The sequence below is a fragment of the Streptacidiphilus cavernicola genome (assembly GCF_042510955.1).
Taxonomy (GTDB): domain Bacteria; phylum Actinomycetota; class Actinomycetes; order Streptomycetales; family Streptomycetaceae; genus Streptacidiphilus; species Streptacidiphilus cavernicola.
In genome coordinates this window covers 234,033-251,141 of sequence record NZ_JBHFAB010000003.1, presented here as the reverse complement: position 1 = coordinate 251,141, position 17,109 = coordinate 234,033, and the positions used below count along the sequence as shown (strand labels likewise).

Below are 17,109 nucleotides of genomic sequence, written 5' to 3'. Positions count from 1 at the left end.
TGAAGCGCTTACACCAGGCCGGGGAGTCCGTAGTCGTAGCTGCGGTCCTCGCCCCAGGGCTCGCGGTGGATCCGACCGGTCGCGTCGACCACGGACAGGACGGACTCCATCGGCTTGCCCTTGAAGCGGTCGGAGATCCAGTCGGCCATGTACACGAACTCGTTCGGCCCCAGGTAGCTCGACGGCCGGCTGTGCAGCGTGTGCCCCTCACCCTGGTACAGCAGGAGTTCCTTGGGCGTCCTGACGTCGTTGAGCACCTCGAAGGTCGACTCGATCGACGACCAGTCGTCGTCCTCGCCGCTGCACACGAGGTACGGGCAGGCCACCTTCTCGCCCAGGCCGTGGGAGTTGACGCCCTGGATGAACTTGTCGAACTCCGCCTCGTCCTCGTACCCGGCCATGAACATGAAGCGCAGCTTGAAGGTCGGCGAGTTCATCTGGAACGCCGTGTCCTCGCCCTGCTCGTAGCTGGGGTAGGCGATGGCGCACGCCTTGGTGGTCGGGATCACCGTCGAGATCTGACTGGCCCACATGGCGCCCATGCTCACGCCCCGCACGGCGATCTGCTCCGTGTCGATCTCGCTCTGCTGCCCCAGCCAGTCGTAGATGGCCCGGCCGGCCTCGTAGAAGCCGGCCTCGGTGACGAAGATCTCGCGCAGCGCGGCGCTGTACTGCCCCGGCCCGTCGAACAGGAAGACGGCGATGCCGCGGCTGAGGAGCTGGTCGCCGGTCAGCGCGACGCAGATCTCCTTGGTGCTGTCCATGCCTCCGACCGTGATCACGCAGGGCACCTTGTCACCCGGCTTGTAGTCGGGCGGCAGGTGCAGCCACCCCGGCAGGGCCTTGCCCTGGTAGGGGATCTCGGCCCGGCGCACGATGTGGTCGGCGTACTCGGCGTACTTGGCGTAGCAGTGGTTCTTCCGCTTCTCCAGCTCGTGGTTCTGCCGGGTGTGGTCGGCGATCGGCCACTGCGCCTGGCCGTAGAGCACGGACGCTATGTAGTAGCTCTCCCTCGCCGCGACCGTGTACCCCTGCTGGTCCAGGTTCTCGGCGGCCTCCTGGCGGCGCTTCCCGGCCGCGGAGTACTCGCGGGCGATGTCGTTGTACTTCTTGACGTTCCGCTCCACGCGCAGGAAGTCACCGAGGGCGCCGATCCCGCAGGGGAACAGCGCGAAGTCCATGTCGCCCTGGTCCCAGGTCACGCCCACACTGCGGATCACGTTGTCCAGCACCCAGCGCTGCTCGCGAAAACGCTCGACGCGCCTTTCCACTCCGGAGGGGAGGGTCGGCATGGTCGGTCTCCTTCTGTCGTCGGGTTGAACTTCCGTCTGCCGGTCAGACCGCGCCGAGCACGCCCAACTGCTGGAGCAGGCCGAGGCCGTCCTCCGCGACGTGCACGGCCACGATCCTGCCGCCGGAGAGGTGGAAGAGGTCGGTGCCGTCGTCCTTGACGAAGTTGCCGCTGGCGGGAGCGCCGAGGAAACTGCCCTTCTGGGTCCCCGTCATCTGGTAGCGGACCGCCACCCGGTGCCCGTCGGCGATCATGTACTCCGGGGCGAACGCCGCGTCGGGGAACGCGGTGCGCAGACCGGTGACGAACTGCTTCATCCCCTCCGGGCCCCGTACCGGGTCGGGCAGGGTGGGGATGTGGAAGGAGAAGTCCGGAGTCATCAGTTCGTCGATGACCGCCAGGTCCCCCTTGCCCATGATCTCGTCGAAGTAGCGGCCGACGACGGCCTTGTTGTCCTCGGGGGAGCCCGGCACCGGCGTGGCCGAGGACTGGCCGGGGAAGAGGGCCCGGCCCAGTTGGGTGATCAGCCCCAGGCCGTCCTCGTTGGCGGTCACCTGGGAGATCTTCCCGTCGGTGATCTGGTGCCAGGTCATGCCCTCGATGTGGAACTGGTTGCCGGCCGCCGGCACCTCACCGATGACGGTGGGGAACGGGATGCCGGTGTGGTTGCCGCGGGCGGTCCAGCGCGTCATCACCCGGTCCGCTTCGGCCACCATGTCCTCGACGGCGAACTGGATGTCGGGGAAGCAGCCGCGGAGCATGTCCACCAGCCCCTTGTAGCCGTCGACGCCCCGGAACGGCTCGTCGTGCGTGGGCATGGTGAAGACGAAATCGGAAGCGGTTATCTCCTCAAGGGCCTCGATGTCCCCCTTGTTGAACACCTCGTTGAAATAGCGGAGTGCGAGGGACTTGTTCACCTCGGTAGACATAGGAATTCTCCTCTGCGGTCCGGATGCCTTCGACAAGTAGAGCAGTCGGTCCGATACGTCACAATGGAATGCCGGATCCCGGTGCATACTCTGGCAAGTCGGATTTCCGACCCGCCGTCAACTGGTACTGCAGGTAATTCCAGACGGCCTTTTCCGGCGCCCTGGGCGGCGTCGCAGCCGAGCACATGCTCCGCGATGCGGGCCGGCGTCTTGCGGCCTTCGGCGTCCAGCAGCCCCCGCAGGTACACCTCACCCCAGCGCCGCTGGTCCGAACGTGCGAGACCGGAGAAGAGGTCCCTACGTCGAAGGCTGCGCACCGAGGAACGGGACGACGGCCGGTTCGGGAAGCGGATGGAGCGGGCCGATCCGGGCGAAGCCGCTCTCCTCCGCCCTGGACAGCAGGGTGATCGCGTGGGCCACCGAGACCAGGGTGGCGTGGTGGTGCCACCCGCGGAACGACCGGCCCTCGAAGTCGCTGATGCCCACCTGGGCGCTCACCTCCTCCTGGTCGCGCTGGACCTGCTGGGTGAGCTGCGCGGTCCTGAAGACGGCCGCGGGTGACTGCTGAGTGCTGTTGGTGAGCCAGAACTCGGCCGGCCCGTGGTCCGCGGGATCGGTCCAGGCGCCCAGCAGCAGCAGTCGGTGGGTGGCGCTGCTCCCGGCCGCACTCCTCGGCAGGTGGACGGCGGTGGCCGTGATCGCGGCGACCCGGCGGCGCTGGTGGTGGGCCCGGTCCACCCATTCGACCAGGCGGTGCTGGCCGCGCAGCGAGTCGATGAGCCTGCGGGCCGGGACCCACTGGCCGCCGAAGGGCGCCGACCGGGCGCCGGCCGCGGCGACCGGGAAGGAGCCGCCCACCCGCAGGATGAAGGGCAGCGACCCGTCGTCGAGCACGGAGCAGACGTGGTCGAGGTCCTTGTTGCCGACGTCCATCAGCACCGGACGGCCCGCGATCTGAGGGGCGCGGGGGAGGGCGAGGAGGCCGGCGACGGCGCCGCGGGCCGGCGAGTCGGACGCGACGTGGTCGGGAATGCCGCCGAGCCGGCGCCGCCCCGGGTCGGCGGTCCAGGTGCTCGGCAGCGCCAGCCCCCAGTCCACCGGGTAGCTCGCGTCCTGGCCGACCAGCCAGATGCCGTACGCCTGCTGGCAGTTGGAGACGCGTCCCAGCCGCGGGACGAACTGGCGCTCCACGCCGACGGAGCAACCGCCGGCCTTGGGGATGAACAGCGGCTCCACCGCCAGGGCGTGCGGCTGGACCCGGTGCTGCAGGTACTCGGCCAGGGCGCGGCGGACCGGCTTCCACTCCCAGGGCGACTTGCTGACGAACTGCTGCAGGTTCTGCTCCCCCGCGGCGCCGACGTCTGCCGCCGCGATCCGGCGCATGCTCTTCCGGCCCTCGACCGTCAGCAGCCCGCGGATGTAGGCCTCGGCCCAGCGGCGCTGATCACGGCGGGTCAAGGACGCGAACACCGTTTGACAGATGTCATCCAGGATGTCAGGTGAGATCCACGCTCGTCCATATGCCTTCGGCCGATCGTAGCGGCCATCCCCAACAGGACTCATGACTCCACCATAGCGGCTGCAACACAGGGTGAGTCAACTGGTATGACCACTCTTGTCATTTTTGGTCGGCGCAGGGCGGCGCAGGATCCCCCGGCCGCAGCCACAGCGCCGCCAGGGCCGGGAGCAGCAGGGTGGTCCGGGCGGTGCCGGGGACCGGTCCCGGCTCAGCGGTGATCGCCCCCTGGTTTCCCGTCCCGGTCCCGCCGTAGTAGTGCGAGTCGGTGTTCAGCACCTCCTGCCAGCGCCCGGCCCGGGGCAGCGGCAGCCGCAACCCGGTCCGCGGCACCGGGCAGAAGTTGTAGACGCACACCAGCGGCTCGCCCGCGGCGTCGTGCCGGACGAAGGCGAGCATGTTCTCCTGCGCCGCGTCCTCGGCGATCCAGTCGAAGCCGTCCGGGGAGTCGTCCCGCTGCCACAGCGCCGGCACCGACCGCTGCAGCCGGTTGAGGTCGCGGACCAGGGTCCGTACCCCGCGGTGCCGCTCGCCCGGCTGCCCGGGGATCTCCGGCAGGTCCCAGCCCAACTCGCCCTCGTGCCACCACTCGTCCGGCTGGCCCAGCTCCTGGCCCATGAACAGCAGCTTCCGGCCCGGCTGGGCCCACTGGAAGGCCAGGTAGGCGCGCAGCGTGGCGAACTTCTGCCAGGGGTCGCCGGGGATCTGGGCCAGCAGTGAGCCGCGGCCGTGCACCAGGTCGTCATGGCTCACCGGGAGGATGTGCCGCTCCGCGTAGGCGTAGCGCATCGGGGAGGTCATCCGGCCGTGGTGGAACTGCCGGTGCACCGGGTCCTCCTGCAGGTACGCCAGGGTGTCGTGGGCCCAGCCGGCGTTCCAGCCGAAGTCGAACCCGAGGCCGCCGGACTCCACCGGGGCGGTCACCCCGGCCCAGGACGCGCACGCGCCGGCGATGGTGGCCACGCCGGGGAAGCGGCGGTGCAGCACCGTGTTCAGCTCCCGCAGCAGCGCCGCGGCGTCCGGGTCCTCGCGGACCTCCCAGCCGTCCGGGGCCCAGCCCCGCGGTGCGCCCGGACGCCCCCGGTAGAGCATCGACGCAGGGGCGTCCACCCGCAGCCCGTCGACGTGGAACTCCTCGCACCAGAACAGCGCGTTGGCGATCAGGAAGTCGCGCACCTGCGGCCGTGCGTAGTCGAAGGCCAGGGTGTCCGCGCCGTCGCGGTTCCGGTCGGCCGAGTCCGCGGTCTCGTACAGGGCCGAGCCGTCGAACCGGGCCAGCGCCCAGTCGTCCCTGGGGAAGTAGCCGGGGACCCAGTCGAGCAGCACCCCGACCCCGGCCCGGTGCAGCGCGTCCACCAGCAGCCGGAAGTCGTCCGGGCTGCCGAGCCGCGCGGTGGGGGCGTAGTAGGAGGTGACCTGGTAGCCCCAGGAGCCGGCGAACGGGTGCTCCGCCACCGGCATGAACTCGACGTGGCTGAACCCCAGGTCCTTGACGTAGCGCGGGAGTTCGCGGGCCAGCTCGCGGTAGCCGAGGCCGGCCCGCCAGGAGCCGAGATGCACCTCGTAGACGCTGGTCGGCGCCGCCCGGGGGTCGCTGCGGTCCCGCCGTCCCATCCACCCGGCGTCGCCCCAGGCATGGCGCGGGGTACACACCAGCGAGGCGGTGGACGGCGGCCGCTCGGCCGCCGTCGCCAGCGGGTCCGCCTTCTGCTGCCAGACCCCGTCCGGGCCCAGCACCTCGTAGGTGTACCGCGCGCCGTCGCCTGCCCCGGGGACGAACAGCTCCCAGACGCCGGACTCCCCCAGCCGCCGCATCGGGTGCCCGGCGCCGAGCCAGCCGTTGAAGTCGCCGCTGAGCCGGACCCCCCGGGCGCCCGGGGCCCAGACCGCGAAGGCGGTGCCGGCCACGGTCCGGCCGGCCGCCGGCAGCTCCCGGGTGTGCGCGCCGAGGACCCGCCACAGCCGCCGGTGCCGGCCCCCGGCGATCAGCTCCAGGTCCTCCGGGCCGACCGTCGGCGGGAACCGGTACGGGTCGTCCACCCGGCGGACCCGGTCCCCGTCCGCCACCTCCAGCTGGTAGTCCGGGGCGCCCCGGCCCGGCAGCAGGCCGGTGAACAGGCCGTGGCCCTCGGGTCGCAGCCGGACCCGGCACCGTCCGGCGACCGCGGTCACCTGCTCGGCCCGGGGGCACAGCACCCGCAACACCACCCCGTCCGGGTCCGGGTGCGGCCCGAGCAGGCTGTGCGGATCGGGATGCACCCCGGCCAGCAGCGCCCGGGTCGGGGCCCGCTCTCCCGACGCCGGGTGGTTCACCGCCGGTCCGGGTGCACGGTGAACAGGTGGGCGACCCGCTCCCCCGGGTCGAGCCGGACGTAGTCGCTCCCGCGCCAGCGGTGACTGCCGCCGCCGAGCTGGTCCCTGACCTCGAACTCCTCCCCCGCGACCAGGCCGAGTTCGGCCAGGTCCAGGTGCACGTAGCCCTCCCTGGCCTGCTCCGGGTCGAGGTTGACCACGACGATCACCCGGTCCGTGGACCGGCCCGCGGGGGCCTGCTTGGAGAAGCACAGCAGCGCGTCGTTGTCGGTCGGGTGCACCCGCAGGTTGCGCAGCCGGCGCAGCGCCGGGTGCTCCCGGCGGAGCTGGTTCAGCCGGGTGATCAGCGGGGCCAGGCTGTCCCCTGCGCGCTCGGCGGCGGCCCAGTCCCTGGGCCGGTACTGGTACTTCTCCGAGTCCAGGTACTCCTGGGCGCCCGGGGCGACCGCCGCCGACTCGTACAGCTCGAAGCCCGAGTACACGCCCCAGGACGGGCCGGCCGTGGCCGCCAGCACGGCGCGCAGCGCGAAGGCCGCCCGGGGGGCGTCGCGGAGGTGGTCCGGGAGGATGTCCGGGGTGTTCACGAAGAGGTTGGGCCGCAGCACGGCGGCGTTCCCGACCGGGTCGAGCGCGTCGAGGCCGGCCAGTTCGCCCAGGTAGTCCGCCAGTTCCTGTTTGGTCTCGCGCCAGGTGAAGTAGCTGTACGACTGGTGGAAGCCGACCCGGGCCAGCGCCCGCACCATCGCCGGGCGGGTGAACGCCTCGGCCAGGAACAGCACGTCCGGGTCGGTGGCGTGGACGGCGGCGATCAGCCGCTCCCAGAACGCGACCGGCTTGGTGTGCGGGTTGTCCACCCGGAAGATCCGGACCCCGTGGTCCATCCAGTGCCGCAGCACCCGCAGGCTCTCGTCGAGGATGCCCTCGGGGTCGGTGCCGAAGTGGAGCGGGTAGATGTCCTGGTACTTCTTCGGCGGGTTCTCGGCGTAGGCGATGCTGCCGTCCAACTGGTGCCGGAACCACTGCGGGTGCTGCCGGACCCACGGGTGGTCGGGGGAGCACTGCAGGGCGAAGTCGAGGGCGACCTCCAGGCCCAGCCCGGCCGCGGTCGCGGTGAAGTGGTCGAAGTCGGCCAGGGTGCCCAGCTCCGGGTGCACCGCGTCGTGGCCGCCCTCGTCGGCGCCGACGGCCCAGGGCGAGCCGGGGTCGCCGTCGACCGCGGTGGCGGTGTTGCCAGGCCCCTTGCGGCCGCGCCGCCCGATCGGGTGGATCGGCGGCAGGTACACCACGTCGAAGCCCATCGCGGCCACCCCGGCCAGCCGCTCGGCCGCGGTCCGCAGGGTGCCGGAACGCGGCGGGGCGAGCCCGGCCGGGTCCACCACCGCGCCCTCCGAGCGCGGGAAGAACTCGTACCAGGAGCCGTAGAGCGCGCGCTCGCGGTCCACCCGGAGCGGGAGTTCCGGGCCGCTGGTGCGGAGTTCGCGCAGCGGGTGGGCGGCCAGCACGGCGGCGGCGGCCGGGTCGAGCACCGCGGCGAGGCGGGCGTCGGGCGCGGCGGCGCGGTCGGCGAGGGCCGCCTCCACGCGTTCCAGCAGCGCCCGCTCCGCGGGGAGCAGCGGGTCGTTCCCCGCGGCGGCGTCGACAAGGGCCTCGGCGGCGGGATCGGCGCCGTCGGCGGGGCAGTGGGCGGCCAGGACCTGGCGGAGCAGCAGCGCGCCCTCGGCGAAGACCAGTTCCAGGTCCACCCGGGCCGGGACCTTGGCCGCGGCCACCTGGAGCCAGGTCGCGACCGGATCGGTCCAGGCCTCGACCCGGTAGGTCCAGTCGCCCTCGCGGTCGACCGCGACCTCCGCGGCGAACCGGTCGGTGCCCGGCACCGGCTCGGCCAACGGGAACCGGAGCGGTCGGGCGCCGCCGCCCTCGGGTGCGAGCAGCACATGGGCGGCGATGGACTCGTGGCCCTCGCGGAACACCGTCGCCGAGACCTCGAACAGCTCTCCGGGGACGGCGCGCACGGGGCGGCGCCCGTGGTCGACCTCCGGTCGGACGTCGGTGATCTGCAGCCGGCCCTCCCCGGGCGGCGGGGGTGATGTGCTCTTCACGAGGTGCCTCCGCTGGTCGTGGGAATACCACTGTCGAAACGGCTCAGCCTCCTGAGTCCAGCACGCCGGCCCGGGGATCCGGCCCCGGGCGACGGGGAATCACCTGGCACTCCGTCAGGTCCCCGGGACTGCGGGGAGTCGTCGGACCTCGTGGAGTCGCCACCGGATCGGCGGCCTTCCGTTGACCCGGCGGCCCCGCTCGGCCACGCTCACGCACATGTGGAGCCATGAGCACAGCGTCGACGCGGACGTCACCCCGGCCCAGGTGTGGGCCTGCTATGCGAACACCGCGCTCTGGCCGGCGTTCGACCCGGGGCTGGAGCGGATGACCCTGGCCGGCCCGTTCGCGGCCGGTACCCGGGGGCGGCTGGTGCCCAGGGAGGGCGATCCACGCGGGCGCGCCCCGGTGCCCTTCCTGCTGGTCCGGGCCCAGCCGGAGCGGGGCTTCACCACCGAGAGCGAGATCCCCGGCGCGGTGACGCTGCGCTTCGTGCACCGGCTGGCCGAGGTTCCCGGCGGCACCAGGATCACCCACGGCGTGGAGATCGCGGGACCGGCCGCCGACTCGCTGGGCCCGGCGATCGGCCCCGTCCTCACCGCGGTCATCCCCGGCATCGTGGAGACCCTGGTCCGGGTGGCCGCCGCGCAGGCCGCCTGAGCGGCCGTCAGCGGTCCCCCGCAAAGGCCCCGGCCCCCGCCCCGTCGACGGACGGAGCGGGGGCCGGGGCCGTGTGCGCGGCGGTCAGGCCCGCACGGTGGGGTCGATCAGGAACGCGTCGGTGGCCACCAGTGCCTGGATCACGTCCGGCAGCACGCAGCCGACGATCACGAAGTCCACGTCCAGGCCGGTCTTGGTGCGGTGGAACAGCAGCTCGTTGATCGCCGGACGGCTCATCTCGGTCAGCTCGCTCAGGTGGAACTCCACCCGGCGCGGTCCGGCCGAGAGCGCCTCGGCCAGGCCGCGGCGGAACTTGTCCAGCTCGGTGCGGTCCACCGCGCCGCTCAGGTGGATGTGGGCGGTCATGCCGTCGAAGTCGCTGTTGATCCGCAGCCGCATCTCCACCGGCTCGATCTCCACCCGCACCCGCTGCGGGCGGCTGCTCACCGGCAGCTTGACGGTCAGCGCCTCGGCGTCGAAGTCCTTGTAGGGCTCCCCGTCCACCCAGACCCGGGCCAGCTGCACCGACCCCGGCGGCAGCAGGTCCGGCGAGACCCGCAGGATCCCGCCCGGCAGCGCCCCCGGCAGCGGGCGGAAGTGCAGGGTCAGCGGCGCGGAGTTGATGAGCAGTCCGGTGTACGTGGCGGCCAGGTAGCACAGCTCCAGCGCGTGGTAGCCGGCCATCGAGTGGCTGCCCTTGAGCCGCTCGGTGCCCACCAGGTACGGCAGGCCGTTGGCCAGGACGTTGAAGTACACCCCGCCGTCGTCGTAGTCCAGGAAGAAGGCGTTGTAGAAGGCCGCCGCCTCCCGGGCCAGCCGGCGGTGCTCCGGGTCGCCGGAGACGCCCGCCAGGATCAGGTAGGCCAGGATCGACTGCTCCTGCTGCCACCAGGCCTTGCGGTCGTGCCAGACCAGCCGGTGCGCGCCGCTGTCCGGGTCGGCGATCCGCTCGACCACGTCGTACCAGCCGCCGCGCTGCTGGTCGCTGCCGACGGCCGGCATGATCTCGGCGATCCGCTCGGCCAGGTCGGCGTAGTCGGGCTTGTCGTGCAGCGCCCTGATCCTGGTGAGGTTCCAGGCGATCTTCAGGTTGTGGCCGACCACCGCGCGGTCCTGCTGCCAGCCCCAGGTCCGGTCCGGGCTCCAGTCCTCGTGGAACCGCTCCTGCACGAACGGGCTGTTGGGCTCGTCCGGGAAGTGCTCCACGATGGCGTCGGCGGTCTCCTGCAGCAGCTCCGCGAAGTCGTCGCGCCCGGTCGCCAGGTAGGCGTTGATCAGGTAGGCAGGGGCGTGGTCGCCGACCGAGTTCCAGTTCTTCCGGGAGCGGTTGCGGCCGAGCGTGTCGGCCCTGGGGTCCATGGTGATCGGGTCCAGGTGCGAGAAGAACCCGCCGCGCTCGGTGTCCCTGAAGTAGCGGTGGAACAGCGCCACGGTGCGGTCGATGTCGGACAGGATCTGCGGGTCGCCGGTGACCCGGAAGGTCTGGGTCGGCCCGGCCAGGGCGTAGATCTGCTCGTACATCGGGATGGCGTCGAAGTCGTCGCCGAACTCCGAGGCCAGCACCTTGCGCTGGCCGGACGGGGTGATGTCGATGCCGTGGTACCAGTAGACGATGCCGTCGCGGTCGTCGACCACCCGCATGTGCTCGCGCAGGTACTCGGTGCCGGACTCGGCCGCCTCCAGGAACCGGTCCTCGCCGGTCAGCAGGTACGCCGTGGAGAGGCCGTAGACCAGTCGGGATATCGTGTCGGTCTCCTGCCGCACGTCCTCCCCCGCGGTGTCCGGGACGTGGGTGCCGGACAGGGTCAGCCGGGTCCGGAAGTTGCGCCAGTCGTAGACCCCGTCGGGGAAGTGGCCGCGCAGGTAGAAGTCGGCGATCTCGGTGGCCTGCTGGACCCACCAGGCCGGGTGCTCGAAGACGTAGCTGCCGCGGCGCTCCTCGGGGAAGGTGATGCTGCGGGCCTCGATCCGCTCGCCGCCGTCCCACCGGTAGAAGATGCCGTAGACGAAGACGTAGCGGCCCTCGGAGAGCATGTCCCTGGTGCTGCCGCTGGTGTCCCTGGGCGCGTCGCCCAGGTTGCGGACGATCTGCGAGTTCACCGACTCGCCCAGGTGGACCGTGAGTTCGCGCCCGTCGGAGGTGCGCAGGCCGAAGCGGCCGTAGGTGGGCTCGTAGCCGGTGATGTACCCGGCGACGCTGTCGGAGCAGGTTCGGGTGTGTTCGGACAGGCTCATCGGTTGACTCCCTCCGGCAGCGAGGTCAGGACGACGACGCTGCGGCCATGGGCATGGACGGTGGAACCGGACACCGGCAGTTCGGAGCCGGGGGGCAGGAGGTCCTGGCCTTCGGCGCGGGCGGTGTCCACGGTCAGGGCCCAGCAGCGGCCGTCGATCACCGGCAGCTCGAAGTCCAGGCCCAGGTGGAACATGTTGAGCACGACGTGCAGGTCGGGATGGCCGTCGAAGCCGGCCAGGGTGAACGAGAGCACCCGGGCCTCCGGGTCGTCCCAGCCGGGGCAGCCCAGCGTGGTGCCGTGCCAGGAGACGTCGGGCAGGCCGCGCTCGTTCACCCTCCCGGTGAAGAACCGCGGCGCGCGCAGCGCCGGGTGGCGCTTGCGCAGCGCGACCATGCCCTGGAAGAACCGGTGCACCTCGGTCTCCTTGGCGGCCTGGTCCCAGTCCAGCCACGAGGTCGGGCCGTCCTGGCAGTAGGCGTTGTTGTTGCCGCCCTGGCTGTTCCGGAACTCGTCCCCGGCCAGCAGCATCGGGACGCCCCGGCTGAGTAGCAGCAGCGCGGCCAGGTTCTTGGTCTGACGGACCCTCAGCCGGTCGATCCCGTCGTCGTCGGTGGGACCCTCCACCCCGCAGTTCCAGCTGTAGTTCTCGAAGCTGCCGTCGGCGTCGGACTCGCCGTTGCGGTAGTTGTCCTTGCGGTTGTAGCTGACCAGGTCGTTCATGGTGAAGCCGTCGTGGCAGGTGATGAAGTTGATCCCGTTGGTGGGCAGGTCGGCGGCCCGGCTGAACAGGTCGCGGGAGCCGCCGATCCGGGTGGCCAGCGAGCCGACCAGACCGGCGTCGCCGCGCACGAAGCGGCGCACCTCGTCCCGGAACGGCCCGTTCCACTGGCTCCAGCGGTTCCCCGGGAACCGGCCCACCTGGTAGAGCCCGCTGCCGTCCCAGGGCTCGGCTATGATCTTGGACTCGGAGAGGATGCCGGACAGCTCGATCCCCCACAGCAGCGGCGGCACCTCCAGCTCGTAGCCCTCGGCGCCGCGGGACAGCTCCGAGGCCAGGTCGAACCGGAAGCCGTCGACGTGGTGCTCGGTGACCCAGTACTCCAGGCACTCGATGATGAACTTGGCGACCGCCGGGTGGTTGGCGTTGACCGAGTTCCCGCAGCCGGTGAAGTCCATGTAGTGGCGCCGGTCCTGGGCCCACAGGTGGTAGTACGCCTCGTTGGCCTGGCCACGGAAGCTGATCGCGGGGCCGTTCTCGTTGCCCTCCGAGGTGTGGTTGAACACCACGTCCAGGATCACCTCGATGCCGGCCCGGTGCAGGGCCTTGACCAGGTCCCGGAACTCGGTGATGTGCTGGCAGTCGCGCGCGTCGGCGCAGTAGCCGGTGTGCGGGGCGAAGAAGCCGAACGGGTCGTAGCCCCAGTAGTTGCGCAGCGGCTCCCCGTCCGGGCCGCTCCGCAGCACCTGGGTCTCGTCGAAGTCGAAGACCGGCAGCAGCTCCACCGCGGTGATCCCCAGCTCCTTGAGGTGCGGGATCTTCTCGATCAGCCCGGGGAAGGTGCCCGGGTCGGCGACGCCCGAGGTGGGCGACGCGGTCATGCCGCGGACGTGCGCCTCGTAGATCACGGTGTCCGCCAGCGGGGTGCGCAGCGGCTGGTCGCCCTCCCAGTCGTAGGCGTCCAGGTCGACCACCATGCTGCGCATCGCGGTCGCGCAGTTGTCCTGCGGTCCGACCGCCCCGGCCCGGTCCCAGACCGAGTTGATGTTCGCCCGCGCGTACGGGTCGAGCAGCACCTTGCGCGGGTTGAAGCGGCTGCCGGTCTCCCTGGTGTCGCCGGGGCCGTCCATCCGGTAGGCGTAGACCTGGCCGGGACCCAGCCCGTCCACCCGGCAGTGCCAGAAGTGGTAGCTGTGGTGCAGGTCCGGGTCGAGCGCGATGACCCGGCTGGGCTCGGGCGCGTCGTGCCGGTCGAACAGCAGCAACTGCACCGCGGTCGCGCGCTCGGAGAAGACCGAGAAGTTCACGCCGTCCCGGTCGACGGTCGCGCCGAGCGGCTGGGGCCGTCCGGCGCCGACGGCGCCGGGGGGCGCCGGGGGCGGGGGGATCTGGAGGATCTCACTGGTCGTCATGTCGTCTTGTCGCCTCTCTGGGCGTCAGGGGCCTGGACAGGTGCTGGACAGGTGCCGGGCAGCGCGGAGGTCACCCCACCGGGGCCAGGTCCCATTCGAGGGCCGCGAACAGCCGTTCCCAGGACGGGGCGGCCGGACCGGGCTCGTTGAACATCTCGAAGGTCACCCCGCTGGCCGAGGGGCAGTAGAGCGCCTGCACGCAGGCCTCGGCCACGTCCTGGCGGCAGACCCGGCCGTCACCGCGGTCGCCCTGGGCCAGGTGCACCCCGCCCCCGGCGACCGGCCCGTCGGTGAGCCAGCCGGGCCGCACCACGGTGTACGGGAGGCCGGAGCCGCGCACTGTCCCCTCCCCGGCGAGCCGCCAGTCGAGGACCCGCCCGTAGGCGTTGAAGGGGTGGCCGTGGTGCGTCGCGTGGAGCTGGCTGACCAGCACCACGTGCGGGTGGCCGCCGGACGCGGTGGCCGCCTCCAGCACGTTGCGGACCCCGATGTGCAGGGTGGTCTCCGGCCGGTCCGGGCCGCGCTCGTCAGTGCCGGGCTCGACGCAGTAGACCACCGCCGACGAGTTCGCCAGCGCCGTCCCGAGCGAGCCGGCCACCCGGACGTCCCCCTGTTGGAACTCGGCCCCGGCCGGCAGGTGCCGCCGGGCGCGCTGCGGGCTGCGTCCGACCACCCGGACCCGCTCGCCGCGGCCGAGCAGCTTGCGGACGACCAGGCGCCCGACCCGCCCCGTGCCACCGACCACTGTCACCGGACTGTCCATTGCTTCCTCCTGCTGCTCAGAGCCATCGGCCGAGGTCCTCGGCGCTGGTGATGCTGGTGCCCGGCGGAAGGCCGGTGACGGTCGGAATCCTGAGCCGGGGGTAGACGCTCACCCGGGACAGCTCGGTGCCGGGCCACAGGTGCACCCCGTCGCCGAGCGCGGTGAAGGACTCCAGCCGGACCGGTCTGCGGCGCTCCGACTCGACCTCGGCCATCGGCCCCACATAGCAGTCGCTGATCTCGGCGTACGGGCCGATCACCGAGGAGTCGCCGCAGGCGGTACGGCTCAGCCGGGCGCCCTCGCGCAGTTCCACCCCGTCGCCGATGTCGGCGTACTCCATCCGCACGCCCGAGCCGATCTCGACGTGGCGGCCGATCCGGACCCCGGGGCCGATCACCACGCTGCCGTCCTCGATCTTCTGGGCCAGCGTGGTGCCGGTCCGCTCGTCCCTGGTGTTGAGGCTGGTCTCGTCGATCCAGTAGCGCGGTTCCTTGTTGTGCGGGACCTCCATCAGCTGGTCCATCTGCGGGTAGCCGCCGCCGAGCACCTCGCCGAGGGTCAGCAGGTAGTCCTCGACGCTGCCGAGGTCGCCCAGCCGGTCGATCGGGTGGACCGCCACCATCAGGCCGTGGCCGACCAGCCAGGGCAGCAGGTCGCCGCCCCAGTCCAGCCGCTGCTGGGCCAGCCGCATCAGCTCCGGGTCCCGGGCCGCGCGGCGCAGCCCGTTGCTGTCGACCAGGTACATCCCGGCGTTGGTGGGGATCAGCGCACCGAGGTCCGGGTCGGCCGCCCCCGGGAAGAGCCGGCTGATCCGCTCCAGTCCCGGCTTCTCCACGAAGCCGTTGACCAGGCCGTTCGAACCGGTCTGCATGGCCCCGTACTTGCCCGCCACCTCCGCCGCGGTCCGCTCCACCGCGGCGACGGTGACCAGGGCGCCGTTGCGGCGGTGGGTGGCCTCCATCTCGGCCAGCGAGAACTCGAAGATCGAGTCGACCGGCAGGACCAGCGCCTGGTCCCGCAGGTCCCAGTACTCCAGGTTGTGCAGCGTGGCGGCGCCCGAGCCGACGTTGTAGCGGTCGAAGCGGGCCCGCGAGTACTGGATGTCGACTCCGTAGCGCTCGCCGTGGCCGAGCAGGAGCTTGATCTGGTTGCGGTTCTCCAGCCCCTGGGCTACCACGTAGAAGCGGCGGATGCCCTGCTCCCGGCAGGCATCGACGACCCATTCGATCAGGCGCCGCCCGGCGAACGGGATCAGCGCCTTGCTGCGTATGTAGTCCGCGGATTCCAGAGTGATCGGTTTCGCCCGCTCTCCCCGGCCGCCGGCCAGGATGATGCCGACGGTCTCACGCCCTCCCCCAGCCATCAGTGCTCCTCCGGTCGTCAGCTCCCCAGAGGCCATACAACAACCTCTGTCATTCCTAGTCAAGCAGTCAGTAATATAAGTCATCTATTGCCACGCCTGGAGTAATCTCTGCTGGAAACGTTGGAGGGACGCCGATGACCGAGACCATGCCCACCAGTCAGGACCGCCCGGGGGATCCGGCCGGGGCCCTGCGCGACCTGGCCGCCGTGCACCGGGCCCGGCTGGCGCAGCGGCACTCGGCCTCGGAGGAGCGCCGCCGCAAGCGCGAGCTGACCCGGCACCGCAACCGCCGCGCCGAGGCGGTCCGCCGGGCCGCCGCCTTCACCGGACGGCAGCTGCCGCGGACCCTGGACCGGGTGCTGGACGGCCGGGACTGGACCGGCTACACCCACCCCGGCGCGGCCACGCTGACCGCGGTCGCCCCGCTGGGCCAGGACCTGTGGGCGCTGTTCCGGCACGAGACCGCGCGCGAGGACATCACCTCGACCGGCATGCAGGAGCGCCTGTGGCTGGTGGTGCCGACCGGTCCCGGCGGCTACACCGAGCTGCCCTGCCGCGACGACGACGAGCTGGCCACCGCACTGGGCGCCTGGGACGGCCGCCGGGCCGACCGGCGGTAGCCCCCCTTCTGCACGGGCCGGACCCGGGGGCGCTATCCTCGTGCGTACGGCGGAGGGGCTCGCCGTAGAACCGCAGCGTGACGTCGAGCTGCCAACGGTCCCTACCTGGCGGCCGCCCGTACCCGGGCGGCCCTGGACTCAGGTAGGAGAGCCATGCCCCGCACACCCCGCACCGGCCCGGCCGCCCGCGGCGGGCCCACGCCCCCAGGAGGGCCGATGCCCGCAGCCGAGCTCCCGATCGACCCGGACACCGCAGGGCCGCCGCGGGCCCGCGGCGAGCGGAACCGGCAGGGGGGCGTGCTGGCCGTCATCGCGCTGGGCGGCGGCCTCGGCAGCCTCGCCCGCTACGGACTCGCCCGCGTCTGGCCCACCCCGGCCGGCGGCTTCCCCTGGGCCACCTTCGGCACCAACGTCCTGGGCAGCCTGCTGCTGGGCGCGCTGATGGTCTACGTGGTCGAGGTCTGGCCGCCGTCGCGCTACCGCCGCCCCTTCCTCGGGGTCGGCGTCCTCGGCGGCTTCACCACCTTCTCCACCTACATGAACGAGACCCGCGGCCTGATCGCCGACGGGCGGCTGGCGCTCGCCGACGCCTACGCCCTGACCAGCCTGATCGCCGGGCTGGCCGCGGTGTGGACCGGCATCGCCCTGGCCCGGCTGCTGAGCGGACTCCCGGTGCGCCGCGGCCCCCGCCGCCGCAGCCAGTCCGGACACACCGCGACCGCCGTCGCGGCCACCGCCGCCGACCCGGCCCCTGAAGGAGCCCCACGATGAGCCCGCTGCGCCGCCGCCACCAGGACGAGGGCCCCGCGCGGGAGCCCCGCGAGGAACTGCGCGGCACCGCGCTGCGGCTGACCGTCCACCTCGCCGACAACGACCCGTTCCACCACCACGCGGCCTACACCGAGATCGTGCACCGGGCGCACCGGGCGGGCCTGGCCGGAGCCAGCGTGCTGCGCGGCATCGAGGGCTTCGGCCGTACCTCCCGGATGATCCACACCACCCGGCTGCTGGACGTCGCCGACGACCTGCCGGTGCTGGTGGTCATCGTCGACACGCCGGAGCGGATCCGCGCCTTCCTGCCGCAGCTGCGCGAGGTCAGCCCGCACAGCCTGGCCACCCTCGACACCGTCGAACTCGTCCCGCCCGCCGACACCGAGCGGCCCGCCGACACCGAGCGGAGCGTCTGAGCG

The 17,109-nt window shown here is 72.2% G+C and carries 13 protein-coding genes and 1 pseudogene; 4 read left to right on the top strand and 10 right to left on the bottom strand.

Annotated elements, in window-relative coordinates:
* Nucleotides 1-8: 8 nt before the first annotated feature.
* From ACEZDE_RS05525 to ACEZDE_RS05505, 6 genes and pseudogenes are all read right to left on the bottom strand, one after another.
* Complete coding sequence (locus ACEZDE_RS05525; RefSeq protein ID WP_380532977.1) at nt 9-1,292, bottom strand: alpha/beta hydrolase family protein; 1,284 nt, start codon at nt 1,290-1,292, stop codon at nt 9-11.
* A 43-nt stretch (nt 1,293-1,335) separates the two neighbouring features.
* Nucleotides 1,336-2,220: an ester cyclase gene (locus ACEZDE_RS05520; RefSeq protein WP_380532973.1), complete on the bottom strand. Its 885-nt coding sequence runs from the start codon at nt 2,218-2,220 to the stop codon at nt 1,336-1,338.
* Nucleotides 2,221-2,381: 161 nt separating this feature from the next.
* Nucleotides 2,382-2,537, bottom strand: a pseudogene (locus tag ACEZDE_RS33740) (transposase); the annotation flags it as partial.
* Nucleotides 2,518-3,783 carry an IS701 family transposase gene (locus ACEZDE_RS05515; RefSeq protein WP_449341700.1) on the bottom strand — a complete coding sequence of 422 codons (1,266 nt, stop codon included), beginning with the start codon at nt 3,781-3,783 and terminating at the stop codon, nt 2,518-2,520. The pseudogene ACEZDE_RS33740 and the gene ACEZDE_RS05515, both read right to left, overlap by 20 nt.
* A gap of 55 nt (nt 3,784-3,838) precedes the next feature.
* Complete coding sequence (gene glgB / locus ACEZDE_RS05510; protein WP_380532968.1) at nt 3,839-6,049, bottom strand: 1,4-alpha-glucan branching protein GlgB; 2,211 nt, start codon at nt 6,047-6,049, stop codon at nt 3,839-3,841.
* The gene (locus tag ACEZDE_RS05505) at nt 6,046-8,148 is read right to left on the bottom strand and encodes a maltotransferase domain-containing protein (RefSeq protein WP_380532965.1); all 2,103 of its coding nucleotides are present in this window, start codon (nt 8,146-8,148) and stop codon (nt 6,046-6,048) included. The genes glgB and ACEZDE_RS05505 overlap by 4 nt, the downstream gene beginning before the upstream one ends.
* Nucleotides 8,149-8,365: 217 nt before the next feature.
* On the opposite strand from ACEZDE_RS05505, the gene ACEZDE_RS05500 reads away from it, so the two are divergent.
* On the top strand, nt 8,366-8,806 hold the full coding sequence (locus ACEZDE_RS05500; protein WP_380532962.1) for an SRPBCC family protein: 441 nt from the start codon (nt 8,366-8,368) through the stop codon (nt 8,804-8,806).
* A gap of 84 nt (nt 8,807-8,890) precedes the next feature.
* On the opposite strand, the gene ACEZDE_RS05495 is transcribed toward ACEZDE_RS05500, so the two are convergent.
* The 4 genes from ACEZDE_RS05495 to ACEZDE_RS05480 all read right to left on the bottom strand — a co-directional run bounded on the left by ACEZDE_RS05495 (nt 8,891) and on the right by ACEZDE_RS05480 (nt 15,299).
* Nucleotides 8,891-11,041, bottom strand: coding sequence for an AGE family epimerase/isomerase (locus ACEZDE_RS05495; protein WP_380532960.1), 2,151 nt, complete (start codon nt 11,039-11,041; stop codon nt 8,891-8,893).
* Nucleotides 11,038-13,173, bottom strand: coding sequence for a glycogen debranching protein GlgX (gene glgX, locus ACEZDE_RS05490; protein ID WP_380532957.1), 2,136 nt, complete (start codon nt 13,171-13,173; stop codon nt 11,038-11,040). Before glgX ends, ACEZDE_RS05495 begins: the two co-directional genes overlap by 4 nt.
* A 70-nt stretch (nt 13,174-13,243) precedes the next feature.
* Nucleotides 13,244-13,936 (bottom strand): SDR family oxidoreductase, encoded by a 693-nt coding sequence (locus ACEZDE_RS05485; RefSeq protein ID WP_380532954.1) that lies wholly within the window; start codon nt 13,934-13,936, stop codon nt 13,244-13,246.
* A gap of 16 nt (nt 13,937-13,952) precedes the next feature.
* On the bottom strand, nt 13,953-15,299 hold the full coding sequence (locus tag ACEZDE_RS05480) for a sugar phosphate nucleotidyltransferase (RefSeq protein ID WP_380532951.1): 1,347 nt from the start codon (nt 15,297-15,299) through the stop codon (nt 13,953-13,955).
* 134 nt (nt 15,300-15,433) lie between these two features.
* On the opposite strand from ACEZDE_RS05480, the gene ACEZDE_RS05475 reads away from it, so the two are divergent.
* The 3 genes from ACEZDE_RS05475 (at nt 15,434) to ACEZDE_RS05465 (ending at nt 17,106) form a co-directional block, all read left to right on the top strand.
* Entirely contained in the window at nt 15,434-15,919 is a 486-nt protein-coding gene (locus tag ACEZDE_RS05475) for a hypothetical protein (protein WP_380532948.1), read from the top strand.
* Between the two features lie 216 nt (nt 15,920-16,135).
* Nucleotides 16,136-16,690: a fluoride efflux transporter FluC gene (locus ACEZDE_RS05470; RefSeq protein ID WP_380532945.1), complete on the top strand. Its 555-nt coding sequence runs from the start codon at nt 16,136-16,138 to the stop codon at nt 16,688-16,690.
* Nucleotides 16,687-17,106: a DUF190 domain-containing protein gene (locus ACEZDE_RS05465; protein WP_380532942.1), complete on the top strand. Its 420-nt coding sequence runs from the start codon at nt 16,687-16,689 to the stop codon at nt 17,104-17,106. The genes ACEZDE_RS05470 and ACEZDE_RS05465 overlap by 4 nt, the downstream gene beginning before the upstream one ends.
* Nucleotides 17,107-17,109 lie beyond the last annotated feature (3 nt).